The sequence below is a fragment of the Pseudonocardia wallangbongensis genome (assembly GCF_054486945.1).
In genome coordinates this window covers 715,253-739,731 of the sequence record NZ_JBRERS010000004.1, presented here as the reverse complement: position 1 = coordinate 739,731, position 24,479 = coordinate 715,253, and the positions used below count along the sequence as shown (strand labels likewise).

The following is a 24,479-nucleotide window of genomic DNA, read 5'->3' as shown; positions in this document are numbered from 1 at the left end:
ATGGCCTTCCTGCAGCTGCCCGACGCGCGGCTCCACCACACCGACGAACCGGGCGGACCCGGCCGGCCGGCGCTGCTCGTGCACGGCTGGCTCGACAGCTCCGACACGTGGATCCACCTGCTCCCCGCCCTGCGCCGGGCCCGCCGCGTGGTGGCGCCCGACCTGCGCGGCCACGGGAACAGCTCCGCCCCGGACTCCCGGTACGACGCGGCGGAGCTCGCCGCCGACCTCGCCTCGGTGATCACCGCACTCGACCTGGGGCCCGCTGTCGTCGTCGCCCACTCGATGGGCGCGTCGCTCGCGTCCCGGCTGGCCGTCGAGCACCCGGACCTCGTGCACGCCCTCGTCCTCGTCGACCCCGACTACGGCGGCGACCCGCAGGAACGGGAACGGCTGCGCCCGATCGCCGAGCAGGACGACCCGGAGGCCGTCGTCCGCGACGTCGCCCGGCTCGTCGCCACCGGCCCGGACGCGCGCACGGCCGCCCCGCACCTGCGCGAATGGCACCAGCGGACGCTCGCGCGGGTGCCGCCGTTCGTCGTGGCCCGCAGCATGCGCGCGAACCTCTCCGCACCGAGCTCCATCCGGTTCCGCCCCGCCGCCGACGAGCTGCTCGCCCGCAGGCGCCGGCCGGTGCTCGCGTTCCACCGCGACCCGGCGCGCGCCGCGCTCGAACGGTCGCTCCTGCGGCACCCCGCGTCCCGCGTGGTCGACGTCCCCGGCGCCGGCCACTGGATCCACCAGGAACACCCGCAGCTGGTCGGCGACGAGGCCGGCCAGTGGCTCGCCGACCTCGAAGGAGGACCCGAATGACGGTCAACGGTGATCGCACCCTCGCACCACCGGTCCACAGCAGCGCGCGGGCGTGGACGGTCACGGCCGCCGTCGTCGGCGCCGTCGTGGTGGTCTTCCTCGACAAGGCGCTGATCGGCATCGTGGCCAACCCGGTCCGGGACGAGCTCGGCCTGTCGTCCACCGCGTTCGGGGCGCTCGGCAGCGCGTCGAATGTCCTGCAGCTCATCGCCTGCCTCGGGCTCGGGACGCTCGCCAACCGCGTCTCGCCCCGCCTGCTCCTGCTGGTCTCGGGCGTGCTCTGGGCCGCAGGCCAGGCGCCCGCCGTTCTCGCCACCACCGCCGTGGCGCTCGTCGCGAGCAGGCTCGTCGTCGGCGCGGCCGAGGGCCCGGTCGTGCCGCTGCTGCACACGGTCGCGTACTCGTGGTTCCCGAACGAGCGGCGCGGGCTCCCGGCATCGCTGATCACGGCCGGGTCCTCGGTCGCGAAGGTCGCGCTACTGCCGGTGCTGACCGTGGTCGTCGTCGCCCACGGCTGGCGCAGCGGGTTCCTGACGGTCGGCGTGCTCGCGCTGGTGTGGACGGTGATCTGGTACGCCGTGGGCCGGATGGGGCCGTTCGCCGCCGGGTCCACGCCCGTCGACGCGCCGGCGCCCACGCGCTGGACCCGCCTGCTGCGCAGCCGCACGTTCCTCGTCGCCGCGTTCGCCTACTTCGCCCAGGGAGCGCTGGCCGCCGTCGTGTTCACCTGGCTGCCGTCGTACTTCGAGAACGGCCTCGGCTTCACGGCCACCGAGTCGGGGCTGCTGTACGCGCTGCCGAGCGCCATGGGGATCGTCGCGCTGCTCGGGATGGGGGCGATCGGGGACCGGATGCTGCGCCGCGGGGTCGGTTCCCGCACGGTCCGGGGCGTGGTCGGCGGGCTCGTGCTGGCCGCGTCCGGCGCGCTGCTCTGCGTGCTGCCGTGGGTATCGTCCACCGTGGTCGCCATAGCGGTGCTGGTGCTCGGCTACGGGTTCTCCGTCACCGTCAACACCGTGACGCTGCCGATGATCGCCGAGATCGCGCCCGCCGCGAAGCGGGCCGGGGCGCTCGCCGCGCTGATCGCGGCCGGCAGCTGCGCCGGCATCGTGAGCCCGCTGGTCACCGGCATGATCCTCGACTCGACCTCGTCGCCCGGCGCCGGCTACACGACCGCCTTCCTCATGTGCGGCGGGCTGCTCGTCGTCGCCGGGCTGCTGTTCAGCACCGTCGCCGACCCCGAGCGCGACGCGGTGGTGGCCCGATGACGCTCGACCTCACCGCGCCCGAGCTCCTCACCACGACCCGCGCCGTGCGCAGGCGCCTCGACCTCGACCGGCCCGTCGACCCCGCTCTCATCGAGGCCTGCGTCGAGATCGCCGTGCAGGCCCCGACCGGGCGCAACCGGCAACGCTGGAGCTTCGTCGTGGTGACCGAGCCCGACCGCAAGGCCGCGCTCGCGGACATCTGGCGGCGGGGCACGCGGGTCGGCAGCACCCCGATCCCCGAGGAGGACGCCCGCCGCGCGTACGCGAAACCCGGCACCATGGACAAGGTCTTCGACGGCGTCGACCACCTCTACCGCAACCTGCACCGCATGCCGGCGCTCGTCGTCCCGTGCGTCTCCGGCCGGACCGAGGGCACGCCGGTCGTCGAGCAGGCTGGGACGTGGGGGTCGATCCTCCCGGCGACGTGGAGCTTCATGCTCGCGGCCCGCCTGCACGGCCTGGGCACCTGCTGGACCACCTCACACCTGCACCACGAACGCGAGGCCGCGGAGCTCCTCGGCATCGACCACGAGCGCGTGATGCAGGTGGCGCTCACCCCCGTCGCGCACACCGTCGGCACCGGGTTCCGGCCCGGCCCCCGCGTGCCCGTCGCCGACGTCCTGCACTGGGAGCGCTGGTGATCCGCTACTCGTACGCGACGGTCGCCCTGCCCACCCTCACCCCCGAGGAGGCCGTCGCGCACGCCGCGACCGCCGGCTACCGGGGGCTGGAATGGAAGGTCGGTGAGGCGCCGCACGCCCGGGGAAGCACGGCCGAGACGTTCCTGCTCGGCAACCGCTGCACGCTGGCGCTCGACCCCGCCGACGGCGCCCGCGCCGCCCGGCTGTGCGCCGACGCCGGGCTCGCGGTCGTCGGGCTCACGCCCTACGTGCAGACCGGCGACGTCACGACGCTCGACCGGGTGCTGGACGTCGCCGTGGCCGCCGGGGCACCGCAGGTCCGGTTGCAGGGCCCGCGCCTCCGCCCGGGCGGGCCGGGCTATCGCTCGCTGTTCGCGCAGGCCCTCGGCTTCCTCGACGAGGCGCAGGCCCGGGCCGCCCGCCGCGGCGTGCGCATCGTCGTCGAGCTCCACCAGAACACGATCTTCCCCAGCGCGTCGCTCGCCCACCGTGCGGTCGTGCACTTCGACCCCGCGCACGTCGGCGTGATCTACGACGTGGGGAACCTGGTCGTCGAGGGCTACGAGGACCGGCGGATCGCCACCGAGCTCCTCGGGCCGTACCTGCACCACGTCCACCTCAAGAACGCGCGGGTCTCCCCCGGCGGCGGGCCCCGGTGGAGCCCGCTCGACGACGGCGCGGTCGACGTCGCGGGGGTCCTCGGGCACCTGGAGGAGATCGGCTACGCGGGCTGGGTGTCGCTGGAGGACCTCAGCACCGAACGGGACCCGCTGGCGACCCTGCGCCACAACGCGCACGTCCTGGCCGCCTGCGGGGCTCCCGGGTGGGAGCCACCGGAGTGCCTGCCCGAGGAGGTGCTCGTCCACGATCCCGGCCTCCACCCGGAGGGCATCGAGTGGGACGCGGCACGCGGCCGGTTCCTCGTGAGCTCGGCCACCCGCGGAACGGTCACGGCCGTGCACGACGACGGTTCCCTCGAGCCGTTCGCCGCGGCGGACGGGATCACCAGCTCCCTCGGCCTCCACATCGACACCGCCCGCGACCGGCTCCTCGTGGCGGGCGCGGACTTCGCCGCCGTCGGGGACCCGGAGGCGACGGGCGAGGCGAAGCTGGCGATCCACGACCTCGCCGGCGGACGCCGGCTCCACCTCGTCGACCTGGCGGCGGTGCACCCGCGGGGCCGGCACCTCGCGAACGACGTCGCCGTCGACCCGGCCGGGAACGCCTACGTCACCGACAGCCTCTCCCCGGTGATCTACAAGGTCACGCCGGAGGGGCGGGCGAGCGTCTTCGTCGAGGACCCGCGCCTGGTCGGCGAGGGGATCGGGCTGAACGGGATCGAGTACCTGCCGAGCAACCACCTGCTCGTCTCGATGGCGAGCGCCCGCACGCTCTACCGCGTGCCGCTCGACGCGCCGCAGCGGCCGACGGAGGTGCGCCTGTCCGAACCCCTGGCGGCCGATGGGCTCCTGCTCCTCCCCGACGGCGCCGTCGTGACCCCCGCGCCGTTCCACCCCGCCGTGCTGGAGCTGCGCAGCGACGACGGCTGGGCGTCGGCCCGGGTGACCCGGCGCCACCCCACCACGCCGGAGGCGACCACGACGACGGCGGCGCTGCGCGACGGCGCCGTGTACGCCCTGAACGCCCACTTCTCGGAGATGGGCGGCCCGCACCCGGTGGCGACGTTCGAGATCTTCCGGGTCGACCTGGACACCGAACCTGGTCGAACGGCGGCCGCGCAGCGGTGATCAAGGGCACATGGTTGCTCCCAAAGATCTTTCGACCACCATTTCCCCTTGATCGGCGACCCCGGCGCGCGTGCGCCTCGATCATGCTCGCCAGACCAGCCTCCGGTGGCGCCGCGCGCCCACCGGGCAGGCCCCGGCCTGCCCGCGAAGCCGCCCGGAGGGGCCGCAGAGGCTCGTCTGTCAAGGGTCGCGAAGCGATCGCGCAGCGACGCGCAGCGCCCTTGACGGACGAGGGGCGGCCCCGCACGATGCGCGGCGCCACCGGAGGCCCTCAAGACAGCGCCGCCACGCGGCCGTCGCCCACATGCCCTGATCAGCGGATGAGGGACATGAGCTGCACGGGTGCAGCTCATGTGTTCTGATCCGACCGATCACCACGCGGCCGGTCAGCCGCCCCGGGCGAGGGTGGGCCTGAGCTCCGAGAAGGCAGCCGTCAGCTCCTCCAGCGCCGGCAGGGCGCCCAGCAGCGCGGCCGCGGTCTCCTCGGGGAGCCGCTCGACGACCGCGAGCAGGATCGCGGTGCGGCGTTCGAGGATCCGTTTGCTCTTGTCGCGTCCCTCGACGGTGGCCTCGGCCACCACACCGCGCTGGTCCGACGTGGCCGAGGAGCGCTCGATCAGGCCCTTCTGCTCGAGCACGCCCATCACGCGGGAGAGCATCGTCGGGTTGACGCCCTCCAGCTCGGCCACCGCGGAGATCCGGATGGGGCCGCGCGCGACGACCACGCCGAGCACCGACGCCTGGGTGGGGGTGAGCTCCTCGCTCGACGCGGACTCGTTCATCGAACGGGCCAGCTTGCTGATCACGCGACGCAGCCGCGTGGCGGCGTCGGTGTCGAAGCCCGCGGCAGCATCTGCGCCCTGCATCCGCCCATGAAACCAGGACGGGCGATGCCATGTGGTCACCACCCGTGGTTAAATTGCTTGCCGATAGGCAACTAGGGGGAAGGGGCCCGGTGTCCACCACCGTCGATGCCGCGCCGCGCAGACCCCTCGTCCGCTGGCTGGTGTTCGGCACCGTCGTGCTCGCCATGCTGATGCACGCCATCGACCAGACCTCGGTGGCCACGGCGCTCTCGGCGATGCAGAGCGACCTCGGGGCGAGCCTGGCCTGGATGGGCTGGACGATCACGATCTACTCGGTCGGCCAGATCCTGATCCTGCCCTTCGCGGGGCCGCTGGGCGACCGGTTCGGCGCCCGGCGCGTGTACCTCGTGGCCGTCGCCGCCTTCACGGTGATGTCCGTGCTGTGCGGGCTCTCGTCCGGCACGGTGGAACTGATCATCGGCCGGTTCCTGCAAGGCCTCGCCGGCGGCGTCCTGCTCCCGGTGGCCACCTCGATCGTCTCGGCCGAGTTCGGCAAGGACCGCGACCGCGCCATCGCGCTCTTCAGCACCGCCTTCCCCATCGGCGCGGTCCTCGGCCCGCTCGCCGGCGGGCTCATCCTCACGTTCGCGTCCTGGCGGGAGATCTTCTTCCTCAACGTGCCGGTCGGGATCCTGCTGGTCTGCCTCGGGCGCGCCCTGATCCGGGAGACCCCGCGCACGTCCATGAGCGGCGTCGACCTCGTCGGCGTCGGATGGCTCACCGCGCTCCTGCTGTCCGGGATGGTCGCGATCACCCGGGTCGGGTCGTTCGGCGAGGGCTGGACCGGACCGGCCTCGGTCGTCGTCGCCGGCGCCATCGCGCTCGTGGCCGGCCGGTTCCTGCTGCGCCACCTGCACCGCCACCCCGACCCGATCATCCCGCCGCGGCTGCTGACCGGTCACTCCCTGGGCGTCATGAACCTGATGAACGTCCTGTTCGGTGCCGCCGTGATCGGGTTCTCGGCGCTGCTGCCGCACTACGCGCAGATCCGCTACGACATGTCCCCCATCGCCTCCGGCGGCCTGCTGACGGTCCGCGCCGTCTTCATGATCGTGGTGTCCGCCGTGGCGGTCAGCCTGCTCCGCAGGCTCGGGCACCGGCCGCTCCTGCTCGCCGGGATGGCCGCGATCACCGTCGCGCTGGTGCTCATCGCGCTGCCGCCCCTGCACAGCGGCCCCGCGCTCTGGCTCTCCCTCGGCGCCGGGGTGATGGGGCTCGGCATGGGCTTCGCCTCCCCGTCCTCCGCCAACGCCGGCATGCACCTCGTGCCGGAGCAGGCGGCGGCCGTCTCGGGCCTGCGGGTGCTGTTCCGGCAGGCCGGCGCGATCATCGCGGTCTCGGTGGTCACCGCGGCGAGCTCCGCGGCCGCCGACCCGGCGGCGGCCAACACCGTCGCCTTCTTCGCCCTCGCGGTGGTGATGGGAGGCGCCGGCGCCCTGGCAGCACGGATACCGAACCAGCGCGGCCGCTGGTAGCAGAGCCTGCCCCGCGGTACGCGGAGCCGCCGGGAAGACGAAGGCGCCGATTGCCGCAAAGCCACTCTCATGCAACGTGGTTGCGTGAAAGTGGCTTTGCTGCAAGGGGAAATGCCGCGCGCCGAGGTCGGAACTACTCCTCGGGCTCTCCCGCCGGACCGGATCGCGCCGACGCGCTCCTCGGGCGGACGAAGAGCCACATCAGGATCGCGCCCACGATCGCCCCGCCGATCAGCGCCACGGCGACCGTCCACGGCGCGGCCTGCCCGCTCCCGCCCGCGGTGTTCTCGATCGCGACCTGGCTGGGCTCACCCTGCGGGGCGGCAACCGGTTGGGCACCGCCCTGCCCCAGGAAGTCCCGCAGCATCCCGGTGTCGGTGATGACGTTGAAGTTCTGCCCGATGAACGGCACGGTCATCTGGCTGTTGATGCCGAGGACCTCGCCGCGGGCGTTGATCGTGGGCCCGCCGGAGATGCCCTCCGCGAGGTCGGCGTTGATCTGGTAGACGGCGACGCCCTGGCGGAACTGCCGGGCCGTGATCGTGCCGCTGGTGTTCACCGGCTGGAGCCGGGAGTCCTGCAGCACCTCGGCGGGTGTCTTGCCACCGCTCGTCAGCCCGTTGATGTCGACGCCGTCGGTCTCGTCGATGTTGATCCCCGGGAAGCCGATCGACGTCACGGTCTCCCCGAGCTGCGGCTCCGCCGGGGCGACCGGCAGCGGCTTCGCCGACGGCATGCCGTACATCTCGAGCTTGGCGGTGTCGCCCTCGTCCGCCTTGCGGAAGCTGTCGACCCGGACGATGACCGGCGCCGTGATGACGGCGCCCTCCAGCTCTCGCGGCTGGAAGGCCCACACCGTGCGCTTCGGCTCCTGGGACGAGGGCTGGCTGGGCTGGGGCAGGCCCGTGGTCGGGTCGATCGCCGGCCCGGCGCGGTTGTCGAGCGCGCGCCGCCCCTCCTCCGGGTCGACGCAGTGACCCGCGGTGACGATCGTGGTCGGGGAGTCGAACCAGCCGGTGCAGATCGTCATGACCGGCAGGTCGTCACCGGGCGCCGCCGGTGCGGGCGCGGGGGCGAGCGCGAACGGGTCCTGCGGCTCCTCCCAGGTGATGACCAGGCCGACGATCGACTGCTGGACCGACTCCAGCATGCCCGGGTCGATGAGGCCGTTCAACGGCGGCGGCGGCGCCGGCTCGTCGGCCCGTGCCGCGGTGGCCCCGCCGACCAGCGACACCGTGACGACGGCCAGCGCCACGGCCAGTCCCGACAGTCGTCTGGCCAGTGCCCCCGTGGACACCCTCGGAACGGATCTCACGCTTCAGTTCCCCCCATGGGCTCGTACATGGTGGGACGAGCGCTCCCCGGCCTTCGATCGGCGGCGTCCACCCCCCGGCGAACCTTCGTCCACACCCGGCGCCGGGAGCTGCTCGCCCCGTCGTTCATGTCCTCGTTGATGCCCACGAGTGTGCCCGCCGTCAGCCATTGGTGCACGACTTCTGCGATATTCGTGATCGGCCTGCGGCCCTGCGCACCCGATCGCGGCACACACCTCATACGGACCTCACACGGGGACGAGAACGAGGGGACAGGTGACGTGGTGGGCGCAACGCTGAGCGACCGATCCGGCGATCACGCCCGCGAGGCCGCCCCGTCCGTGGTTGCCCAGCACCAGCAGGTCGGCGGCGCGCGCCGCCTCCAGCAGTTCGGTGGCCGCGTCGCCGCGCCGCACCTGCTGGTCCACCATCTGCCGGACGTCGGCCGGCAGCGCCTCGATCGCCTCGGCCAGCCAGGCCCGGGCGGCGGCGTCGAGCTGCTCGTCGTCGAGCACGGGCTGCGCGATGAACGCCGCGCCGACCTCCGGGCCCCCCGCAACCGGCAGCGGCGGCTCGATCACCGCGATCGCCCGCACCCGCGCCCCCGTCGCCCGCGCCTGGTTCACGGCCCAGCGCAGTGCCGCGACGCCCTCGGGCGTGCCGTCGACCCCGACGGCGAGTTCCTCGGCTGTCATGTGCCCTCACCTCCCGCGGCCGGACGTCGCCATCTCCTCGTGCCGGGACCGGACGAACCGCGGCCGGTCCTCCGCCTTCCCGAGCGACGCCACCACCGTGTCGGCCACGTGCAACTCGCTCCCGCCGCTCTCGCTCACGGGTCGTACCCAGGGGCTACCCGAGATCAGCGGCGTGACACGCACATGCGGATTCCGATCAGGATCCGCGCGCCGCCATTCGAGCGGGTTCGGGCCTGGTCGACGACGCCGGACCGTGCCGGCCGACAGCTCAGCCACGCTGAAGGTGGCCACCGGCACGCGTCCGTGGGCCCGCTACCCGGACAGCGAGACCGCGAGCTGCTCGAGGAGGTCGTAGCCGGCCTGCACGCCGGCCTCCATGCCCGACGCCAGCAACGCGTCCCGGTCCTCCTTGGAAGCCATCTCGGTGAGCAGGGCGAGCGTGGTGCGCCCGCCCTCCTCGGTGAGCGTGTAGGTGCAGAGCGCCGGCTCCCCCTCCGGGGCGCCCTCGTAGACCTCGGTGCACACGAACCGCTCGCCGGGGACGACCTCGCGGTACTCGCCGTGGAACGCGACCTCGTTGCCGTCCGCGACCATGACGTACCGTCAGCGGCCGCCCACGCGCAGATCGACATCGGCGACGACGACCTACACGGACGACTCGGGGTCTTGGGTGTGCGGTGTGGTGATCGCCAGGAGTGGTGTGAGGGCGACAGATTTGTCGTCCTCACACCATTTGCGGCGATCATGGACTTGTCTCGACCGCTCCGGCTGGAGCGCTAAGCGCGCCAGGCCTGGATGTCGATCTCCACACGCAGGGTCCTGCCGACGGCCAGCGTGCCGGCCAGCAGCGGCTGGTTCCAGCTGATCGCGAAGTCGTCGCGGGTGAGCTCGGTGGAGGCGGAGAACGCCGCGCGCGTGCCGCCGGTGAGGTCGGGGCCGGTGCCGGCGTAGACGACGTGCAGCGGCACGGCGGCGCTCACCTCCTTCAGCGTGAGCACGCCGTCGAGCGTGAAGCGCTCGGCGTCGATGCGCCGCAGCCCCTCGCTCTTGTAGCGGATCTCCGGGTAGCGGCCGACGTCGAGGAAGTCGGCGCTGCGCAGGTGCGCGTCGCGGTCCGGCTCGTCGGAGTCCAGGGCGGCCGGGTCGATCGTGGCCTCCACCGAGCTGCCCTCGAACGGGTCGGCCACCTCGATGTGCCCACCGAAGCGCCGCAGCCGGACGTGGATGCGGCTCATCCCCAGGTGCAGCGCGCTCACGCGGATGCTCGAGTGCTGCGGATCGATCGTCCAGGTCCCCGGCGCCGGGAGCGCGATCCCGCCTTCCGGGGCCAGCTCCAGCACGCCGAGCGGGGTGATCCGGTCGTCGGCCACCGTCACCGTGCTGGCCCGCGGCTGCCGCCCGGGCGCGGCCACCACCAGCGTGTAGCCGCCCGCGGGCAGGCCGTCGACGAGGAAGTGCCCGTCGTCGCCGCTCGCGGTGCGGGCGGCCTGCCGGCCGACGGCGTCGACCGCGGTGAGCATGCCGCCACCGATCGGCCGGCCGTCGGGGGTCGCCAACCGGCCGGCCACCGCCCCGCCGCTCATCGCTCGGCCTCGCTGTGCTTACCCGCCCCGCCGGCTCCGCCGGCTACCGTCCCCCGGGGCTCGGCCGGCGCTTCGCGCGGGCGCCGTGACACTGATTCGCTCGCAAGCTCGCTCACCGATGCACCTGCTCGACGTCGACGTCGACGTCGACGGCCGGCGGGACCAGCTCGACCAGCGCCGTGGCCGCCGTCCCGGCCGACACGTGCACCACCTGCGCCACGGGGTCGTAGCTGCGGGCGGTGAGCGTGTAGGTGCCGGCGGGCAGGTCGTCGAACTCGAACGTGCCGTCGGGCCCGGTGATCGCGGACGCGACCACGGTGCCGTCGGCGGCCACGAGGGAGGCGACGGCGTGGTCGACGACGGCGCCCGTCGCGAGGACGGTGCCCCGCAGGACGGCGCGAGCGGGCAGGGCGATGTCGCGCTCGGTGTGCCGGCCCGCGGTGAGCCGCACGCTCAGCGCCACCGGCGGGTGCCCGGGCGCGGTGGCGGCCAGCGTGTACTGGCCCTCCGGCACGCCGGGGAGGCGGTACCGGCCACCACCGTCGCTGCAGGTGGCACCCGCGACGGCGCCCTGCACGTCGATCAACGTGACGGACGCGGTGGGCACGGGGACCGGGAGGCCGTCGGCGCTGGTGGCGGTGCTGATGACGAGGCCGTGCACGCCGCTGCTGCCCGAGAGCACGACGTCGTGGCGGACGGGCTGCTCGGCCACCGGCACCAGCGCCGCGCGCGGCTCCAGCGCGCCGGAGGCGGCGACGACGAGGTACGTGCCGCCGGCCGGCAGCGTGACGCGGTAGGTCCCGTCGCGGCCGGTGGTCGTGTTGCCCTCCTGCCGCCCGTTCTGGTCGGTGACTGTGACGACCGCCCCGTTCAGGGCCGCGCCGTCACCGCGGGAGACGGTGCCGTGGACGCCCGGGCCGGTCGGCACCTGGCGCGGCCGGGGGGACGGCCGTTCGGTGGCGGGCACCGGGTCCGGGGCGGCCACGCCCGGGACGGCGGCATGCTTGCCCTCCGGCGGCCGGTGGCCGTTGCCGTTGGTCGCGGCGGTCCGTTCCCAGTCGTACGCGCTGCCGTTCACCCGCGCGCCGTTGCCGTTCGGGGAGGCGCCGTTCTGGGAGACGCTGCCGTTCTGGGAGACGCTGCCGTTCGGGACGGCGTGCTCGGCGGTGGCACCGGCCTCGGCCCGCTCCCGCTCCATGCCGGTCTCGGTGCGCAGCGGGATCTCGTGGATGGCCAGCACGGCGATGAGGGTGACGATCGCGAGGACGCCGGCGACCATGAAGATCATCGCCGTGCCGTCGCCGTAGGCCGCGCGGACGATCGTGGCGATGGCGTCGGGCAGCTCGTTGAGATTGCCGATGCCTGCGCCGCCCGTGGGGGCGGGCACGCCTGCGGTGGCGAGGCCCTCGGTGGTCAGCTCGGCGACTCGCGACGCGAGCACGGCGCCCAGCACAGACACGCCGATCGTGCCGCCCATGGAGCGGAAGAACGTGACCGTGGAGCTGGCGGCTCCGAGGTCGCTCGCGGCCACGGAGTTCTGCACGGCCAGCACGAGGTTCTGCATCGACATGCCCATGCCGCAGCCGAGGAGGAACAGGAACACCCCGACCAGCACGAGGTTCGTGCTGTGGTCGATCGTGGAGAGCAGGCCGAACCCGACGAGCAGGGAGCTCGCGCCGAGGACCAGGAAGATCTTCCACTTGCCGTAGCGGGTGATGAGCGAGCCGGAGACGGTCGCCGCGATCATGGATCCGAGGATCATCGGCAACGTGAGCAGGCCGGCCACGGTCGGCGAGTAGCCGCGCGCGATCTGGAAGTACTGGCCGAGGAACACCGCGCCGCCGAACATGGCCACGCCGACCGCGATGCTCGCGAGGATGGCGAGCGTGGTGGTGCGGTCGCGGAACAGGCGCAGCGGGATGATCGGCTCCTTGGCCCGCGACTCCACGATCAGGAAGAGCACGATCAGCACGGCGCCGAGCCCGGCGAGTGCGAACGAGGTGGTCGAGTCCCACGCGAACTGGTTGCCGGCGAGCGTCACCCAGATCAGCAGGGTCGACACGCCGGCCGCGACGAGCGCGGCGCCCATGTAGTCGATGCTGACCTTGCGCTTGACGACCGGCAGGTTGAGGGTGCGCTGCACCACCACCAGCGCGACCACGGCGAGCGGCGCGCCCACCCAGAAGCACCAGCGCCAGCCCAGCGCAGAGTCGACGATGAGGCCACCGATCAGCGGCCCGGCGACCGGAGCCACCGACATGACGGTGGAGATCACGCCGGTGTAGCGGCCCCGCTCTCGGGGGCTGATCATCGCCGCCATCACGATCATGATCAGGGCCTGCAGCCCACCGAGGCCGACGCCCTGCAGCACCCGCCAGCCGATCAGGACGCCGACCGACGACGAGAAACCCGCCAGGACCGAACCGACGGTGAAGATCGTGGTGGCCAGCTGCACCAGCAGCTTCTTGCTGAACAGGTCGGCGAGCTTGCCCCAGATCGGCGTGGTGGCCGTGGAGGCGAGCAGGGTGGCCGTGATCACCCAGGTGTACTGGCTCTGCGTGCCGTGCAGGTCGGTGATGATCGTCGGCAGGGCGTTCGACACGATCGTCGACGACAGGAACGCCGTGAACATCGCGAGCAGCATCCCGGAGAGCGCCTCCAGGACCTGCCGGCGCGACATCCGGCCGCTGTCGGCTGCGGCCGGCTGCCGGGCGACGGCGGCCTGGGCAGGCAGCGTCTCCTCTGCTGTGGTGGTCAATCCTTCTCCTCGGGCCGATGCTCGGGTCTCTGCTCGGGCACGTCTGATGTGAAGTGGTACTGGTCAGGAGGCCGGCCGGGCCGGCACCCGCGCGGGCGGGCGGTGGTGGGCGGCCACCGCGCAATGCAGGTCGGCAACCAGCTGGTCCATCCGCGTCACCAGCTGGGCGACCTCGGTGTCGTCCCATCCGTCGAGCGCCTCGGCCACCCACCGGGCCCGCTCGGCGACGTACCCGGCGCGGGCGGCGAGCCCGGACGGGGAGACGGCGAGCAGCTGCGCCCGGCCGTCCGCGGGGTCGGGGCGGCGCGTCACGAGGCCGAGCTGCTCCAGCGCGGCCACCTGGCGGCTGGCCACCGACGGGTCGACCTCGAGGTGCGCGGCGACCTGGCCGAGGCGCTGCTCCCCTTCCCTGGCGAGCAGGCCGAGCACGGCGAACTTCCAGCCGGGCATGTCCTCCGACTCGGGAAGCCGCGCCGGGCGGCCCACCCGCATGATGGTGCGCAGGAGCTCCAGCAGGTCGTCGGCGGTGGCCGAGCTGATCACGGGAGCCTCCAAGTTGGTTGCTACCAACAAATATACGCGGTTAGTTGGTCTCTACAACTGAATTTCGTGTGTCGTCGGCCACCGGCCCCCCGGGCGCCCGGCTCAGAGCCCGCCGTCGACGCGCAGCACCGCGCCCGTGACGTAAGAGGCCTCGTCGGAGAGCAGCCACAGCACCGCCGCGGCGATCTCCCCGGGCTCCCCGACCCGCCCCATCGGCACGCGGAGCGCCACGCGCTCCGGACGCCCGGGGTCCCCCGCGGCCGCGTGGATCCCGGTGCGGGTCGTGCCGGGCGCCACCCCGTTGACCCGGATCCCCTGCCCCGCGACCTCCTTGGCCAGCCCGACCGTGAACGTCTCGACGGCGGCCTTGGCGGCCGCGTAGTGCACGTACTCGCCCGGCGAGCCGGACGTGGCCGCCCGCGAGGACACGTTGACCATCCGGCCCGCCACCTCCCGCGCCGCCCAGCGGCGCACCGCCTCCCGCGCGCAGAGCATCGTGCCGAGGACGTTGACGTCGAGCACCCGCCGCAGCGTCGGGACCGGCGCGTCCACGAACGGGCCCAGCGGCCCGGTCACGCCGGCGTTGTTGACCAGCGCGGTGACCGGGCCGAGCGCGTCCTCCGCGGCGGCGAAGAGCGCCTCGACGGAATCGGGATCGGCGACGTCCGCGCGGACCGCCACGAGCCCGGGGAGTTCGGCGCGCAGCCGCCCGGCGGCCACATCGTCGCTCGCGTACGCGGCGCACAGGGCGTGCCCGCGCGCGTGCGCCGCCCGCGCGACGGCGGCTCCGATCCCCCGGGTGCCTCCGGAGACGAGCAGCACCTGCCGGTTCACGAGCGCGGCCCGGCGGGCGGGACGTCCTGCGCCCATTCCGCCCAGTCGGCGAGCGCCTCGTACAGCCGGACACCAGCCTCGATCGCGACCCGCAGCGACATCGTCTGCGGGCTGTCGCCGAACTCGCCCCGGTCCTTCGCGGCGGCGTAGCCGCGGTAGCGCAGCGCCGTCTCGCGGTAGTACTCCGCTTCGCGCGCGAGGTGCCGCTGCAGGTCCTCGGGCGGGAGCAACCAGAAGAAGAACGACCTCAGCAGGGGTTCCAGGCGCACGGTGTGGTCGACGTCGGCCGTGGCCAGCCACTGCCGGATGTCGGCGAGACCGGCCTCGGTGACGCGGTAGACCTTCCGCCGCCGCGGCCCCTCCGCCGCGACCTCGATCATGCCCTCGTCCGCGAGCCGGGTGAGCTCGCCGTAGATCTGCGGGTGCTTCGCGGGCCAGATGCTGCCGAGCGCCTCCTCGAAGCGCCGGGCCAGGTCGTAGCCGCTGGCGGGCTCGCCGGCGAGCAACCCGAGCACGCCGTAGCGGAGCGACATGGCGGCGAGCCTACGGGACGGTCGGACCTTGACAGGTCCACCGCGAGCTGTACCGTCCGACATGTTCAAAGTTACATGTGTACATGGAGGGGTGACGGGATGGCGGGCAAGGCAGTGCTCATCACCGGGGCGGGCGCCGGCCTCGGACTGGCCACGACGCAGGCGCTCGCGGCGAAGGGCTACCGCGTCCATGCGGGCGTCCGCCACGCGCCACCGCCGCAGCTCGACACCCCCGGCGTGCACACCGTGACGCTCGACGTCACCGACGAGGCCGGCGTGGCCGCCGCCGCCGAAACAGTGGCCGCCGCCGAGCCCGCGGGCCTGCACGCCGTGATCAACAACGCCGGCCTGATCGTGCAGGGCCCGCAGGAGCTGCTTCCCGCCGAGGAGTGGCGGCGGCAGTTCGACGTCAACGTCATCGGTCCCGCGCGCGTCACCAGGGCGTTCCTGCCGCTGTTGCGCACGGCGCGGGGCCGAGTCGTCAACATCGGCGCCCCCAGCGCGCAGGTGGCGTTCCCCTTCCTCGGCCCGCTGTCGGCCAGCAAGGCCGCGCTCGAATCGCTGTCCGACGCGGCGCGGATCGAGCTCGCGCCGTGGGGCATCCGGGTCGTCGTCGTGGAGCCCGGCGCGCTGGAGACCGAGATCTTCACCAAGGCCGCCACCGCGGCGCGCGCCGCCCTGCACGGCGCCGACCCGCACGCGCTGGCGCTCTACCGCAGCCAGCTCGACGCGGTCGAGTCCGCCGCGGCACGGCAACGGCTCGGGTCGGTCACCAAGGCCGCGCAGGTCGTGGTGCGGGCCGTCGACGCAGCGCGGCCGCGACGCCGGTACTACACCGGGGCCGACGCGCGCGGCGTCGCGCTGCTCGCCGGCCTGCCGGCCGGGCTGCGCGAGCGGGCGGTCGCCGGCGCGCTCGGCCTGCCCCTGCGCGCCGGGGCGACAACCGCCCCTCCCGTCAGCGCCTGAACGAGATCCGGTCGGTGCGCGGGACGATGGGGGCGTGGAAGCACCGATCGAGCCGGACCCGCCACCGCTGCCACGGCCGCACCTGCTCTCGCAACGCTGGCTCGACGTGGCCTTCCTGCACTGGGCGGTCCCCCCGGACGCGGTGCGGCACCTGCTCCCGGCCGGGCTGGAACCGGACGTGCTCGAAGGGCGCACGTACGTCGGGCTGATCCCGTTCCGACTGGTCGGAACGGCCGTCGCGGGCGGGCCGCCGGTGCCGTGGGGCACGTTCCTCGAGACGAACGTGCGGCTGTACTCCGTGGACCCCGCAGGCCGGCGGGGCGTCGTCTTCGGGTGCATGGCCGCGGAGAGCCGGCCGGCCGTGGCCGCGGGCCGCGCCGTGTTCGGGCTGCCGTACCGGTGGGCCGGCATGCGGTTCGGCCGTGCCGGCGCGCTGCGCGGCTACTCCGCCCGGCTGCGCCGGCCGGGTCCGCCGGTCCGCAGCCGGGTCACCGTCGCACCGGTCGGGCCCGCGGTCGACGGTCCGCTGGAGCGGTTCCTCACCGCCCGCTGGGGCCTGCACGTCGCCCGCCTCGGCCGCACCTGGTACCTGCCCACCACGCACGTCGCCTGGCCGCTGCAGCGGGCGGAGGTGCGGGAGCTGGACGACGAGCTGATCGCCGCGGCCGGCCTCGGCGACCTCGCGCGGCGCCCACCGGACCACGTCGTCTTCAGCGACGGGGTGGCCGCGACGTTCGGACGGCCGGTACCCGCGACCCCACGCGTCGGCCACCTGCCCGAACGCGGGTGGGCCGACCGGGCAGCGCCGTCCGGGTGAGAACCGTTACCCACGGTCACACCGGTGCAGCGGGTAGCAGCGCGGTCGCTGCTCGTGAGCGTCACCGACGCTGCTCCGTTCGGCCTGATCAGGACCGTCGATCAGCACGAGGTCCCGGCGTCCACATCGGTGGGTGGTAGGTCCCGGACGTTCGGTGGCGGGAGACGGGCCGTCACGGCTGTTCAGGTGACGAACGATGAGCGGGCGAACAGCGTCTGGCCGTCCGCGGCGGGTCCCGGGTAGGAACGAAACGCCCCCCTCGATCAGGACCCGCACGAACACCACCCGGAAGACGTGACCTGTGGAACGACCCACCAGCTCACACCGCCCGCGCTCCAGAAGAGCCGAGACGATCAGCGTGGCCGAGCTGCTCGCCCGGCACACGGGCGTGCCCGCGCCTCCCCCGCGCCCGACGGGGCCGGCAGGGGCGGTGTCGGTCGCGGCGCTGCGGCGCCGCGAGGGCCGCGGCCCCCACGTGGCCGACCGGCCGCTGCTGCCGCGCGGGCACGCCCGGGTCGCGCAGCCGCCGCCCGAGCCGCCCCGGCGGAACGTCCGCAAGGTGGCGGTCGCGGCCGGCGCCCTGTTCGCGGCCACGGCCGTGCTCGGACCGTCGGTGGTCGAGGACGCCGCGAGCCGCTCGACGCCGGGACCGGACCGCGGCATCCCACTGCCCTTCGCGGGCACGCCGGAGCTCCCCGCCGGCACGGGTCCGGAGCAGCCGGTGTTCGCCGCCGTGCAGCAGCTGTTCGCCGAGGGGATCCCGTCCGAGATGGACGGCGCCGCCCTCGGCGGCAACACCACGCAGCCGGCCGCGGTCGACCGCAACTACACCCCTCAGCGCCCCCTGACTCCGGGCAGGGCACCGACGGGGCGGCCCACCGGCCCCGCCGTCGAGCCCGAGCCCGGGACCGTCCCGCCCGGTGGAGCCGGCACCCCACCGGGCGGGACATGGTCGTGGACGCTCCCGCCGGGCGCCTCCCCCGGCGGGAGCGCCGCTCCCGGCTCCGGCCTCCCCCCTGGCGGGCAGGCCGGCAACGGTCCGTCCGCCTACGCGCCCGGCGGGGCCGGACCCGCGCCGGCCGGCGGTACCGCCCTCGCGGCGGCGACGCCGCCCGTGCACCTCCCGGCGACAGGCGCCGAACTGCCCGCCGTGGGCCCGCTCCGCACGCCCGCGGTGACGGCCGGGCCGGGCGCGGTCCTCCCACCATCGGCGCACGTGGCCGCCGCACCGGGGAAGGTGGCGGTGTCCACCACACCCGCCGAGGTCCGGACGCCCGACGTCGCCGCCTCCGGCGCCCGCGTCGGCCCGGTCGCGACGTCCGGGGCGGCCGTCACCACGCCCGACGTCGAGCTCTCCGGGGCCCGCCTCGCGCTCTCCGCCGACGCGCCGCCCGAGGTCGCCCTCCCCGGAGTCCAGATCTCCGCCACCGAGATCGACCCACCCGACGTCGACCTCGGCCCCGCCGAGATCGACCTCCCCGGCGTGGCGCTCCCGGCCGTCGCCGTGCCGTCCGTGGAGCTCGGCGATCCGGACAGCAAGGACGCCGACGACCCCACGGACCCGGTCGCCGAACTCGGTTCGAAAGCCACCGACACGGTCACCGACACCGTCGACGACGTGAGCTCCGCTCTGCTCGGCGGCGACCGGTCGGACGAGGACGACACCGCCGACACGGCCGACACCGGCGAGGCGACCGACGGCTCCTCCGACGGAGACACCGACCGCAGCGACGACACCTCCGCCGAGACCGACGACAACGGCACCGAGCAGCCCGGCCGGCACCGCAGCGACGACAGCGACGACAGCGACGACGACACCAGCACTAGCGACGCCAGCAGTGACAGCGACGACGCCAGCAGCGAGAGCGAGAGCAGCGACAGCAAGAGCGAGGAAGGCAGCGGCAACGCCGAGAGCGAGAGCGGCGCCGGCGAGAGCGAGAGCGGCGCCGGCGACGACGACAGCTGATCCCCGCAGGGGCACCCTCCTCATCGCAGGCGCCTCCGTCGCGGAGCTACCCGGGTCGTGCGGGCATACCGGGACCGGCGGCCAGCCCGTCCAGCACCATCGCCAGGCGACGTTCGAACACCTCGTCCGGATCGGGGGCGTCCTCGGCTTCGAGGATCACCCGCCGCAGGTAGGGGAGCCGGCCGTCCTGCAGCAACTGCGTGATGTACGGCCCGGTCTGGCGCTGGTAGGCGGCGAAGTCCAGGCCGGTGCGCCGCTGCGCTTCGACCTCCCCCAGTTCCTGCGCGACGAATCCCCGGGTGAACGCCACGGCGGTGGACAGGAGGTCCATCATCGCGTCGATGTCGAGGCCGAGCCCGTCCACGCAGGCCAGGCCGGCTTCGAGGAATCGTCGGGAGTTCGGCCCGAGTGACGGCCGGTGCCCGAACCGGGCGATCCAGGGGTGGGCGTGGTGGAGCCGGCGCATCTGCCGGGCCAGCCGGGCGATGTCGGCCCGCCAGTCCCCGGACGGGATCCCGGCCAGGTCCAGCTCGCCCAGCACGGCGTCGTACATCAGCTCGGTCAGGTCGTCCTTGCTGCCGACGTGCCGGTAGAGCGCCATCGGGCTGTGGTCCATCCGCTCCGCGATCTTGCGCATCGAGACGGCGTCGACCCCGTCCTCGTCGGCCAGGGCGATCGCGGCCGCGGTGATGGCCACGTGGTCGAGGGTGCGCACCGGCCCACGGCCCTGGCCGGAAAGACGTGCCCAGATGACGGGCGGTGGTTCGTCGGTCACGACGGCGCTCCTCGCGTGGGTTGCGCGCATCCTATGGGACACATACGGTGTACACGTCTAGACGCATACACTGTACGCGTCCCATCGACCGCATTCGAGGTGTCGGCATGCCCGCTTCGCTCCCCCGGTCCATCGCCGTCGTCGGCGGCGGCCTCAGCGGGCTGGTGCTGGCCCGGATCCTGCAGCAGCACGACATCGCCTGCACCGTCTACGAACTCGACGCCACCGCCGACGCGCGGAGGCAGGGCGGCCTGCTCGACCTGCACGCCGAGTCCGGCCAGCTGGCACTGCGCGAAGCGGGACTGCACGAGCAGTTCCGCCGGCTCACCCGGCCGCAGGCGGAGGCCATGCGCGTGATGGACAAGGCGGGCACCGTCTTCATCGACCAGGACGCCGAGGGCGGTTCGGGCAGACCGGAGATCGACCGGACGGAGCTGCGCACCCTGCTGCTGGATTCGCTCCACCCGGGACGGGTCGTCTGGGACCACAAGCTCAGCCGGGCCCGCCGCCTGGACGACGGACGCTACGAGCTGGGTTTCGCCAACGGCTCGCGCCGGACCGCCGATCTGCTGATCGGGGCCGATGGCGCCTGGTCCCGGGTCCGCCCCCTGCTCTCCGGCGCCTCCCCGGAGTACGCCGGGATCAGCTACGTCGAGTTCCACGTCACCGATGCGCCGACGAGGGTGCCCGCCTCGGCCGCCCTGGTCGGCGCCGGAAGCCTGTTCGCCCTGTCGGACAACAAGAACCTCGGCGGGCACGGGGGCCACGACCTGCATCTGGGAGCCATGCTGCGGGCCGCCGAGGACTGGCTCGACACCCGCGGCATCGACTGGTCGGACGCGGCCGCGGGCCGCGCCGCCGTGCTGGCGGAGTTCGCCGACTGGACCCCCGCGCTGACCGACCTGGTCCGCCACTGCGACGACGACATCACTCCCCGCCGGATCTACGCCCTGCCCACCGGCCACTCGTGGCCGCGCACCCCGGGCGTGACCCTGATCGGCGACGCCGCGCACCTGATGTCGCCGTTCGCGGGCGAGGGCGCGAACGCCGCGATGCTCGACGGCTGCGAACTGGCGCTGGCGCTGATCGAGCACGGCACCGACGTCGAGGCAGCGCTGCACCGGTACGAGACGGCGATGTTCCCGCGCGCCGCCGACGCGGCCCGGCGGTCCGCCCGCGGGCTCGACCTGTGCTTCGCCGACGACTCCCCCCGGGGGATGGTCGAGTTCTTCGGCCGGATGGGCGTTGCGGGCACCTCGGCCGGGCAGGGATGAGTTCGCCTCAGTCCCGGTAGATCAGCTCCAGCGCCGCCGAGGTCACGCGGCGGCGGAGCCCGCCGAGCAGCCCGTGGTCGGCGAGCGCGGCCCGGGCGGCGAGCCAGCCGCACACCCCGTGCACGCCGCCGCCGGGATGCGCCGCCGCGCTACCGAGGTACAGGCCCTCGACCACCGTCTCCGACCGGCCGAGCCCCGGCACCGGGCGGAACACGAGCTGCTGGAACAGCTGGGCGGTGCCGCCGCCGACCGCGCCGTGCGCGAGGTTCGCGTCGGCCGCGTGAAGGTCCCGCGGCCGCTGGACCATCCGGTGCAGCACCTGGTCCCCGAAGCCGGGAGCGAACTCCTCGACGACCTCGTCGACCCGGTCGGCCAGCTCGTCCGCGCGGCCGTCGTCGGCGACCCCGCGGGGCAGGTGGGTGTAGGCCCAGGCGCTCTCGGTGCCGGCCGGGGATCGGGAGGAGTCGGCCGTGGTCATCTGCCCGAGGAGCATGAACGGCGTGGCCGGGAGGGTGCCCGACTCGATGTCGCCCGCCCACCGTGCGAGGCCCCGCTCGTCGGCGCCCAGGTGCACCGTGCCGGCGCCGGCCACGCCCGGGTTGCCCCACGGGATCGGCGCGCGCAGCGCCCAGTTGACCTTGACGGTCGGGGTGTCCCAGGCGAAGCGGTCGAGGTCGGAGCGCAGCCGGGGCGGCACCGCGGCGGCCGGCAGCAGGTCGCGGTACAGCGCGGGCGCCGAGACGTCGGCGATCACGGCACGGCGGGCCCGCACGGTGCGGCCGGTGGCGCAGTGCACGGCCACGGCCCGGCCGCCGCGCACGTCGATCCGCTCGACCCGCTCCCCCGTGTGCAGCGCGGCCCCCGCCGCGGTGGCCCGCCGGGCGAGCGCCGCGGCGAGCTCCCCCGCCCCACCCACCGGCACGGGGAAGCCGTGCTGCTGGCCCAGCATCGCGAGCAGCCACCCGAACACGCCGCTGCCGGGCGCGTCCGGCGGGATGTCGGCGTGCCCGCCGTTGCCGGCGAGCAGCAGCCGCGCGGGCTCCCCGGCGAAGAGCTCCTCCCCCATCCGCCGGACCGGCAGGGCGAGGAAGCGGGCGAGCCGCAGGGCGTCCGCCGTTCCGATGCGGCGCAGCAGCCCCCACGGCCCGCGCACCGGCGGGAACGCGGTGAAGACCGACCGGAGCACCCCGTCACCGACCGCGTCCCACTGCGCGCACAGCCGCAGCCACGCCTCGCCGTCACGCGCCTGGAGCGCGGCGGCGGTGCGCTCGCGGTCCCGGTGCATGACCGCCGCGGGGGCGCCGTCCGGGCGCGCCGGGTGGGCGAGGACGGCGGGGGCGTGCGACCACGCCAGCCCGTGCCCGGCGAGCTCGAGGGCGCGCAGCACCGGCGACCCCGCCGTGAGCGGGTAGAACGCGCTGAACAGGTCGGCCGTGAACCCCGGGTGCAGCTCGGCGGAGCGGACGGCGCCGCCGAGCACGTCGGCGCCCTCGAGCAGGCACACGTCCCAGCCGGCGTCCGCGAGCACCGCGGCGGCGACGAGGCCGTGGTGCCCGCCGCCGATCACGACCGCGTCGACGATCTCCATGTGCCCCTTTTACCCGGGAGGTCATGGATCGTGCCGCAACCGGCCGCCAGGCTCGTCGGAGTGAACACCCGACAGACCGTCGACGAGCTCCTGCGCCGCATCGCGGCGGGCGACCCGGAACGGATCGCGCCGCTGTTCGCCGACGAGGTGGACTGGAAGCTCGACTGGCCCGACGGCGACTACACGCGGACCGTGCCGTGGATCCGCCACCGCAGCACGAGGGCCGACGCCGCCGACAACTTCCGGGAGATCGGCGAGCACCACGTGCCGGGGGAGAGCGACGCGCGCGTCCACGTGGTGCTCGTCGACGGCGCGGACGCGGTGGTGCTGGGCGAGATCGCCCACACCGCGAAACCGACCGGCCGCAGCTACGTCGCCGCGTTCGCGCTCCACGTGACGGTGGTGGCCGGGCGGGTCACCCGCTACCACGTCTACGAGGACAGCCTCGCCGTGGCACGGGCGTTCGACGCCACCTGACGCCGGCATCCTTCGGATCAGGTTCCAGGCGATCTCCCTGAGCATCAGCCCATCGGTGCATCCACGGCGTATGGAGGGTGTTGCCGCTGCGGTGGGCGCGCCGGGCCCGGCCGGTCGCAGTCTGCTTCCCCCGTCTCGCCGTGGTCTCGCGCGCGTTCACGCAGCTTGTTCTGGTTCGCCGCCTCGGGAGGGCGCCGGGTGGGATCTCGCAACGATCAACGCGTCATGATCGGACCGAGATTCGCCGCAGCGCCCACCCGAGGGCGCCCAGCCACACCTGATCACGGAGAGACCGCCTCCGGTGGCGCCGCATCGAAGTCCCGATCATGCCCGCGACACGCTATGCCGTGATGCCATGGAGCAGGAGGTCGACGAGACCGTCCGTCGTGACGCCCGCGTCGCCCGCGCCCCAGCCGCCACCCCGCCCGAGGGACATCACGATCGAGAGCACCAGCGCGGCGATGTCCGGCGCGGGCATGCGCAGCTCGGCCGCGTCGGGTTCGAGCACGGCGGCCACGGCGGCCCGCAACTGCGTCCAGGACGCGGTCCGGCGCTCGGACAGGCGGGCCCGCTCCTCGTCGGGCATGTCCTCCCTTCGCGGCCGCGCCGTGCCCGCCAGGCTGACCGCGTTGACGACCGCACCGGTGCGCTCCCCCTGCGCCCGGATGACCTCGATGAGCGCGACCAGGCGGTCCCGCAACGGCGAGCCGGGATCGATCGCGTCGAGCTCGTCGATCACGTGCCGGGGATCGGTGATCTCGGTCAGGCAGGCGGCCAGCAGCTCGTTCTTGTCCGCGAACGCGCGGAAGATCGTCGGCTCGCTGATCCCGGCCGCGCGGGCGACCTGCAGGGTCGTGACGGTCGGCCCGATCTCGACCAGCAGCGGGATCGTGGCCTGGACGATCATCGCGCGGCGCTCGTCGAGGCTCTGCCGGGGTGCGCGCCGGCGTGGGGTGTCATCGGAAGGCATGACCCCACGATACGTAGTGAGTCCTCACTACGCAAGCGACGACGTCAGAAGACGATCTCCGCCGGCTCGATCCCGGCCTCCTTGCAGTAGTCCGTGTAGCGCTTCAGCTTCGTCTCGGCCGTCTCGACGTAGGCCAGGTTCCCGTCGGCGTCCATGTACTCGATCGGGCCGTGGATGGAGAACAGCGTGAGCATCGGGTGCGACTCGTCCTCGACGTCGGCCACCAGGGTGTGGACGTCCCCGGGCGGCTCGAAGACATAGGCGCCGGGCGCGGCCTGCCAGTCGTGCTCGATGTAGTGCCACCTGCCCTGCAGCACCCAGCCCTCCACCTCGGCGAGGTGGCGGTGCCGGTTCACGACGCCGCTCCTGGCCACCTTCAGCAGGTTGACCCAGCTGCCCTTCTCGAGATTGATCCGGATCGGCTTGAACCAGACGTTGTTCGAGCCCTGCGGCACCCAGGGCAGGTCGGCCGACTGGACCAGGAAGTCCGCCGCGTGCTCGCTCGCGAGGTCACTCATCGCCCCGTTGTACCTCCGGACGGGCGCAGCGTGAATCGCGCTTCGCGGATGCCGGCAT

Annotated in this window: 24 protein-coding genes; 10 read left to right on the top strand and 14 right to left on the bottom strand. The window is 74.0% G+C overall.

All coding sequences use genetic code 11. The annotated features are described in order from the left end of the window. The 4 genes from ACU436_RS18775 to ACU436_RS18760 are packed head-to-tail and all read left to right on the top strand — an operon-like array spanning position 1 to position 4,470. On the top strand, positions 1-813 hold the full coding sequence (locus tag ACU436_RS18775; protein WP_459026941.1) for an alpha/beta fold hydrolase: 813 nt from the start codon (positions 1-3) through the stop codon (positions 811-813). Then, on the top strand, positions 810-2,081 hold the full coding sequence (locus ACU436_RS18770; RefSeq protein ID WP_459026939.1) for an MFS transporter: 1,272 nt from the start codon (positions 810-812) through the stop codon (positions 2,079-2,081). The genes ACU436_RS18775 and ACU436_RS18770 overlap by 4 nt, the downstream gene beginning before the upstream one ends. Then, entirely contained in the window at positions 2,078-2,722 is a 645-nt protein-coding gene (locus ACU436_RS18765) for a nitroreductase family protein (RefSeq protein WP_459026937.1), read from the top strand. Before ACU436_RS18770 ends, ACU436_RS18765 begins: the two co-directional genes overlap by 4 nt. After that, positions 2,719-4,470 carry a TIM barrel protein gene (locus ACU436_RS18760; protein WP_459026935.1) on the top strand — a complete coding sequence of 584 codons (1,752 nt, stop codon included), beginning with the start codon at positions 2,719-2,721 and terminating at the stop codon, positions 4,468-4,470. The genes ACU436_RS18765 and ACU436_RS18760 overlap by 4 nt, the downstream gene beginning before the upstream one ends. Before the next feature lie 386 nt (positions 4,471-4,856). Here the strand turns inward: ACU436_RS18760 and ACU436_RS18755 are convergent, their stop codons facing one another. After that, positions 4,857-5,336 (bottom strand): MarR family winged helix-turn-helix transcriptional regulator, encoded by a 480-nt coding sequence (locus tag ACU436_RS18755; RefSeq protein ID WP_459026933.1) that lies wholly within the window; start codon positions 5,334-5,336, stop codon positions 4,857-4,859. An 89-nt stretch (positions 5,337-5,425) separates the two neighbouring features. On the opposite strand from ACU436_RS18755, the gene ACU436_RS18750 reads away from it, so the two are divergent. Continuing rightward, complete coding sequence (locus ACU436_RS18750; protein ID WP_459026931.1) at positions 5,426-6,811, top strand: MFS transporter; 1,386 nt, start codon at positions 5,426-5,428, stop codon at positions 6,809-6,811. 133 nt (positions 6,812-6,944) lie between these two features. Here the strand turns inward: ACU436_RS18750 and ACU436_RS18745 are convergent, their stop codons facing one another. The 9 genes from ACU436_RS18745 to ACU436_RS18705 all read right to left on the bottom strand — a co-directional run bounded on the left by ACU436_RS18745 (position 6,945) and on the right by ACU436_RS18705 (position 15,070). Beyond that, positions 6,945-8,126 (bottom strand): trypsin-like peptidase domain-containing protein, encoded by a 1,182-nt coding sequence (locus ACU436_RS18745; RefSeq protein ID WP_459026929.1) that lies wholly within the window; start codon positions 8,124-8,126, stop codon positions 6,945-6,947. Between the two features lie 246 nt (positions 8,127-8,372). Beyond that, a complete protein-coding gene (locus ACU436_RS18740; protein WP_459026927.1) occupies positions 8,373-8,819 on the bottom strand; it encodes a universal stress protein in 447 nt (148 codons plus the stop codon). Between the two features lie 6 nt (positions 8,820-8,825). Then, positions 8,826-8,957: a hypothetical protein gene (locus ACU436_RS18735; protein ID WP_459026925.1), complete on the bottom strand. Its 132-nt coding sequence runs from the start codon at positions 8,955-8,957 to the stop codon at positions 8,826-8,828. Positions 8,958-9,131: 174 nt separating this feature from the next. Then, positions 9,132-9,413, bottom strand: coding sequence for an SRPBCC domain-containing protein (locus ACU436_RS18730; protein ID WP_459026924.1), 282 nt, complete (start codon positions 9,411-9,413; stop codon positions 9,132-9,134). 182 nt (positions 9,414-9,595) lie between these two features. Further along, the gene (locus ACU436_RS18725) at positions 9,596-10,402 is read right to left on the bottom strand and encodes a YceI family protein (RefSeq protein ID WP_459026922.1); all 807 of its coding nucleotides are present in this window, start codon (positions 10,400-10,402) and stop codon (positions 9,596-9,598) included. A gap of 112 nt (positions 10,403-10,514) precedes the next feature. Then, entirely contained in the window at positions 10,515-13,160 is a 2,646-nt protein-coding gene (locus ACU436_RS18720; RefSeq protein ID WP_459026921.1) for an MFS transporter, read from the bottom strand. Between the two features lie 63 nt (positions 13,161-13,223). After that, complete coding sequence (locus ACU436_RS18715) at positions 13,224-13,703, bottom strand: MarR family winged helix-turn-helix transcriptional regulator (protein WP_459026919.1); 480 nt, start codon at positions 13,701-13,703, stop codon at positions 13,224-13,226. A 102-nt stretch (positions 13,704-13,805) separates the two neighbouring features. Then, complete coding sequence (locus tag ACU436_RS18710) at positions 13,806-14,573, bottom strand: SDR family oxidoreductase (RefSeq protein WP_459026917.1); 768 nt, start codon at positions 14,571-14,573, stop codon at positions 13,806-13,808. After that, positions 14,534-15,070: a PadR family transcriptional regulator gene (locus ACU436_RS18705; RefSeq protein WP_459026915.1), complete on the bottom strand. Its 537-nt coding sequence runs from the start codon at positions 15,068-15,070 to the stop codon at positions 14,534-14,536. The genes ACU436_RS18710 and ACU436_RS18705 overlap by 40 nt, the downstream gene beginning before the upstream one ends. Before the next feature lie 99 nt (positions 15,071-15,169). Here ACU436_RS18705 and ACU436_RS18700 point away from each other — a divergent pair, with 99 nt between their 5' ends. The 3 genes from ACU436_RS18700 to ACU436_RS18690 all read left to right on the top strand — a co-directional run bounded on the left by ACU436_RS18700 (position 15,170) and on the right by ACU436_RS18690 (position 18,819). Beyond that, positions 15,170-16,036 carry an SDR family NAD(P)-dependent oxidoreductase gene (locus ACU436_RS18700; protein ID WP_459026914.1) on the top strand — a complete coding sequence of 289 codons (867 nt, stop codon included), beginning with the start codon at positions 15,170-15,172 and terminating at the stop codon, positions 16,034-16,036. Positions 16,037-16,070: 34 nt separating this feature from the next. Then, complete coding sequence (locus tag ACU436_RS18695; protein WP_459026913.1) at positions 16,071-16,853, top strand: YqjF family protein; 783 nt, start codon at positions 16,071-16,073, stop codon at positions 16,851-16,853. Positions 16,854-17,211: 358 nt separating this feature from the next. Beyond that, entirely contained in the window at positions 17,212-18,819 is a 1,608-nt protein-coding gene (locus tag ACU436_RS18690) for a hypothetical protein (RefSeq protein ID WP_459026911.1), read from the top strand. A 46-nt stretch (positions 18,820-18,865) separates the two neighbouring features. Here ACU436_RS18690 and ACU436_RS18685 read toward each other — a convergent pair whose 3' ends face one another. Continuing rightward, the gene (locus ACU436_RS18685; RefSeq protein WP_459026909.1) at positions 18,866-19,594 is read right to left on the bottom strand and encodes a TetR/AcrR family transcriptional regulator; all 729 of its coding nucleotides are present in this window, start codon (positions 19,592-19,594) and stop codon (positions 18,866-18,868) included. 107 nt (positions 19,595-19,701) lie between these two features. Here ACU436_RS18685 and ACU436_RS18680 point away from each other — a divergent pair, with 107 nt between their 5' ends. Beyond that, the gene (locus ACU436_RS18680) at positions 19,702-20,868 is read left to right on the top strand and encodes an FAD-dependent oxidoreductase (protein ID WP_459026907.1); all 1,167 of its coding nucleotides are present in this window, start codon (positions 19,702-19,704) and stop codon (positions 20,866-20,868) included. 7 nt (positions 20,869-20,875) lie between these two features. Here the strand turns inward: ACU436_RS18680 and ACU436_RS18675 are convergent, their stop codons facing one another. Beyond that, a complete protein-coding gene (locus tag ACU436_RS18675; protein ID WP_459026905.1) occupies positions 20,876-22,456 on the bottom strand; it encodes a phytoene desaturase family protein in 1,581 nt (526 codons plus the stop codon). Positions 22,457-22,516: 60 nt separating this feature from the next. On the opposite strand from ACU436_RS18675, the gene ACU436_RS18670 reads away from it, so the two are divergent. Beyond that, complete coding sequence (locus ACU436_RS18670) at positions 22,517-22,933, top strand: nuclear transport factor 2 family protein (protein ID WP_459026903.1); 417 nt, start codon at positions 22,517-22,519, stop codon at positions 22,931-22,933. Positions 22,934-23,273: 340 nt separating this feature from the next. Here ACU436_RS18670 and ACU436_RS18665 read toward each other — a convergent pair whose 3' ends face one another. Further along, a complete protein-coding gene (locus ACU436_RS18665; protein ID WP_459026901.1) occupies positions 23,274-23,903 on the bottom strand; it encodes a TetR/AcrR family transcriptional regulator in 630 nt (209 codons plus the stop codon). A 44-nt stretch (positions 23,904-23,947) separates the two neighbouring features. Further along, a complete protein-coding gene (locus ACU436_RS18660; RefSeq protein ID WP_459026899.1) occupies positions 23,948-24,421 on the bottom strand; it encodes a 2,4'-dihydroxyacetophenone dioxygenase family protein in 474 nt (157 codons plus the stop codon). Between the last annotated feature and the right edge of the window lie 58 nt (positions 24,422-24,479).

What these genes read in the sequence shown, in the direction of transcription:
- ACU436_RS18775 (WP_459026941.1), top strand. Translation starts at nt 1, where the DNA reads ATGGCCTTCCTGCAGCTGCCCGACGCGCGGCTCCACCACACCGACGAA.
- ACU436_RS18725 (WP_459026922.1), bottom strand. Translation starts at nt 10,402, where the DNA reads ATGAGCGGCGGGGCGGTGGCCGGCCGGTTGGCGACCCCCGACGGCCGG.
- ACU436_RS18660 (WP_459026899.1), bottom strand. Translation starts at nt 24,421, where the DNA reads ATGAGTGACCTCGCGAGCGAGCACGCGGCGGACTTCCTGGTCCAGTCG.
- ACU436_RS18755 (WP_459026933.1), bottom strand. Translation starts at nt 5,336, where the DNA reads ATGCAGGGCGCAGATGCTGCCGCGGGCTTCGACACCGACGCCGCCACG.
- ACU436_RS18700 (WP_459026914.1), top strand. Translation starts at nt 15,170, where the DNA reads ATGGCGGGCAAGGCAGTGCTCATCACCGGGGCGGGCGCCGGCCTCGGA.
- ACU436_RS18665 (WP_459026901.1), bottom strand. Translation starts at nt 23,903, where the DNA reads ATGCCTTCCGATGACACCCCACGCCGGCGCGCACCCCGGCAGAGCCTC.
- ACU436_RS18730 (WP_459026924.1), bottom strand. Translation starts at nt 9,413, where the DNA reads ATGGTCGCGGACGGCAACGAGGTCGCGTTCCACGGCGAGTACCGCGAG.
- ACU436_RS18675 (WP_459026905.1), bottom strand. Translation starts at nt 22,456, where the DNA reads ATGGAGATCGTCGACGCGGTCGTGATCGGCGGCGGGCACCACGGCCTC.
- ACU436_RS18680 (WP_459026907.1), top strand. Translation starts at nt 19,702, where the DNA reads ATGCCCGCTTCGCTCCCCCGGTCCATCGCCGTCGTCGGCGGCGGCCTC.
- ACU436_RS18705 (WP_459026915.1), bottom strand. Translation starts at nt 15,070, where the DNA reads ATGTCGCTCCGCTACGGCGTGCTCGGGTTGCTCGCCGGCGAGCCCGCC.
- ACU436_RS18765 (WP_459026937.1), top strand. Translation starts at nt 2,078, where the DNA reads ATGACGCTCGACCTCACCGCGCCCGAGCTCCTCACCACGACCCGCGCC.
- ACU436_RS18770 (WP_459026939.1), top strand. Translation starts at nt 810, where the DNA reads ATGACGGTCAACGGTGATCGCACCCTCGCACCACCGGTCCACAGCAGC.
- ACU436_RS18740 (WP_459026927.1), bottom strand. Translation starts at nt 8,819, where the DNA reads ATGACAGCCGAGGAACTCGCCGTCGGGGTCGACGGCACGCCCGAGGGC.
- ACU436_RS18710 (WP_459026917.1), bottom strand. Translation starts at nt 14,573, where the DNA reads ATGGGCGCAGGACGTCCCGCCCGCCGGGCCGCGCTCGTGAACCGGCAG.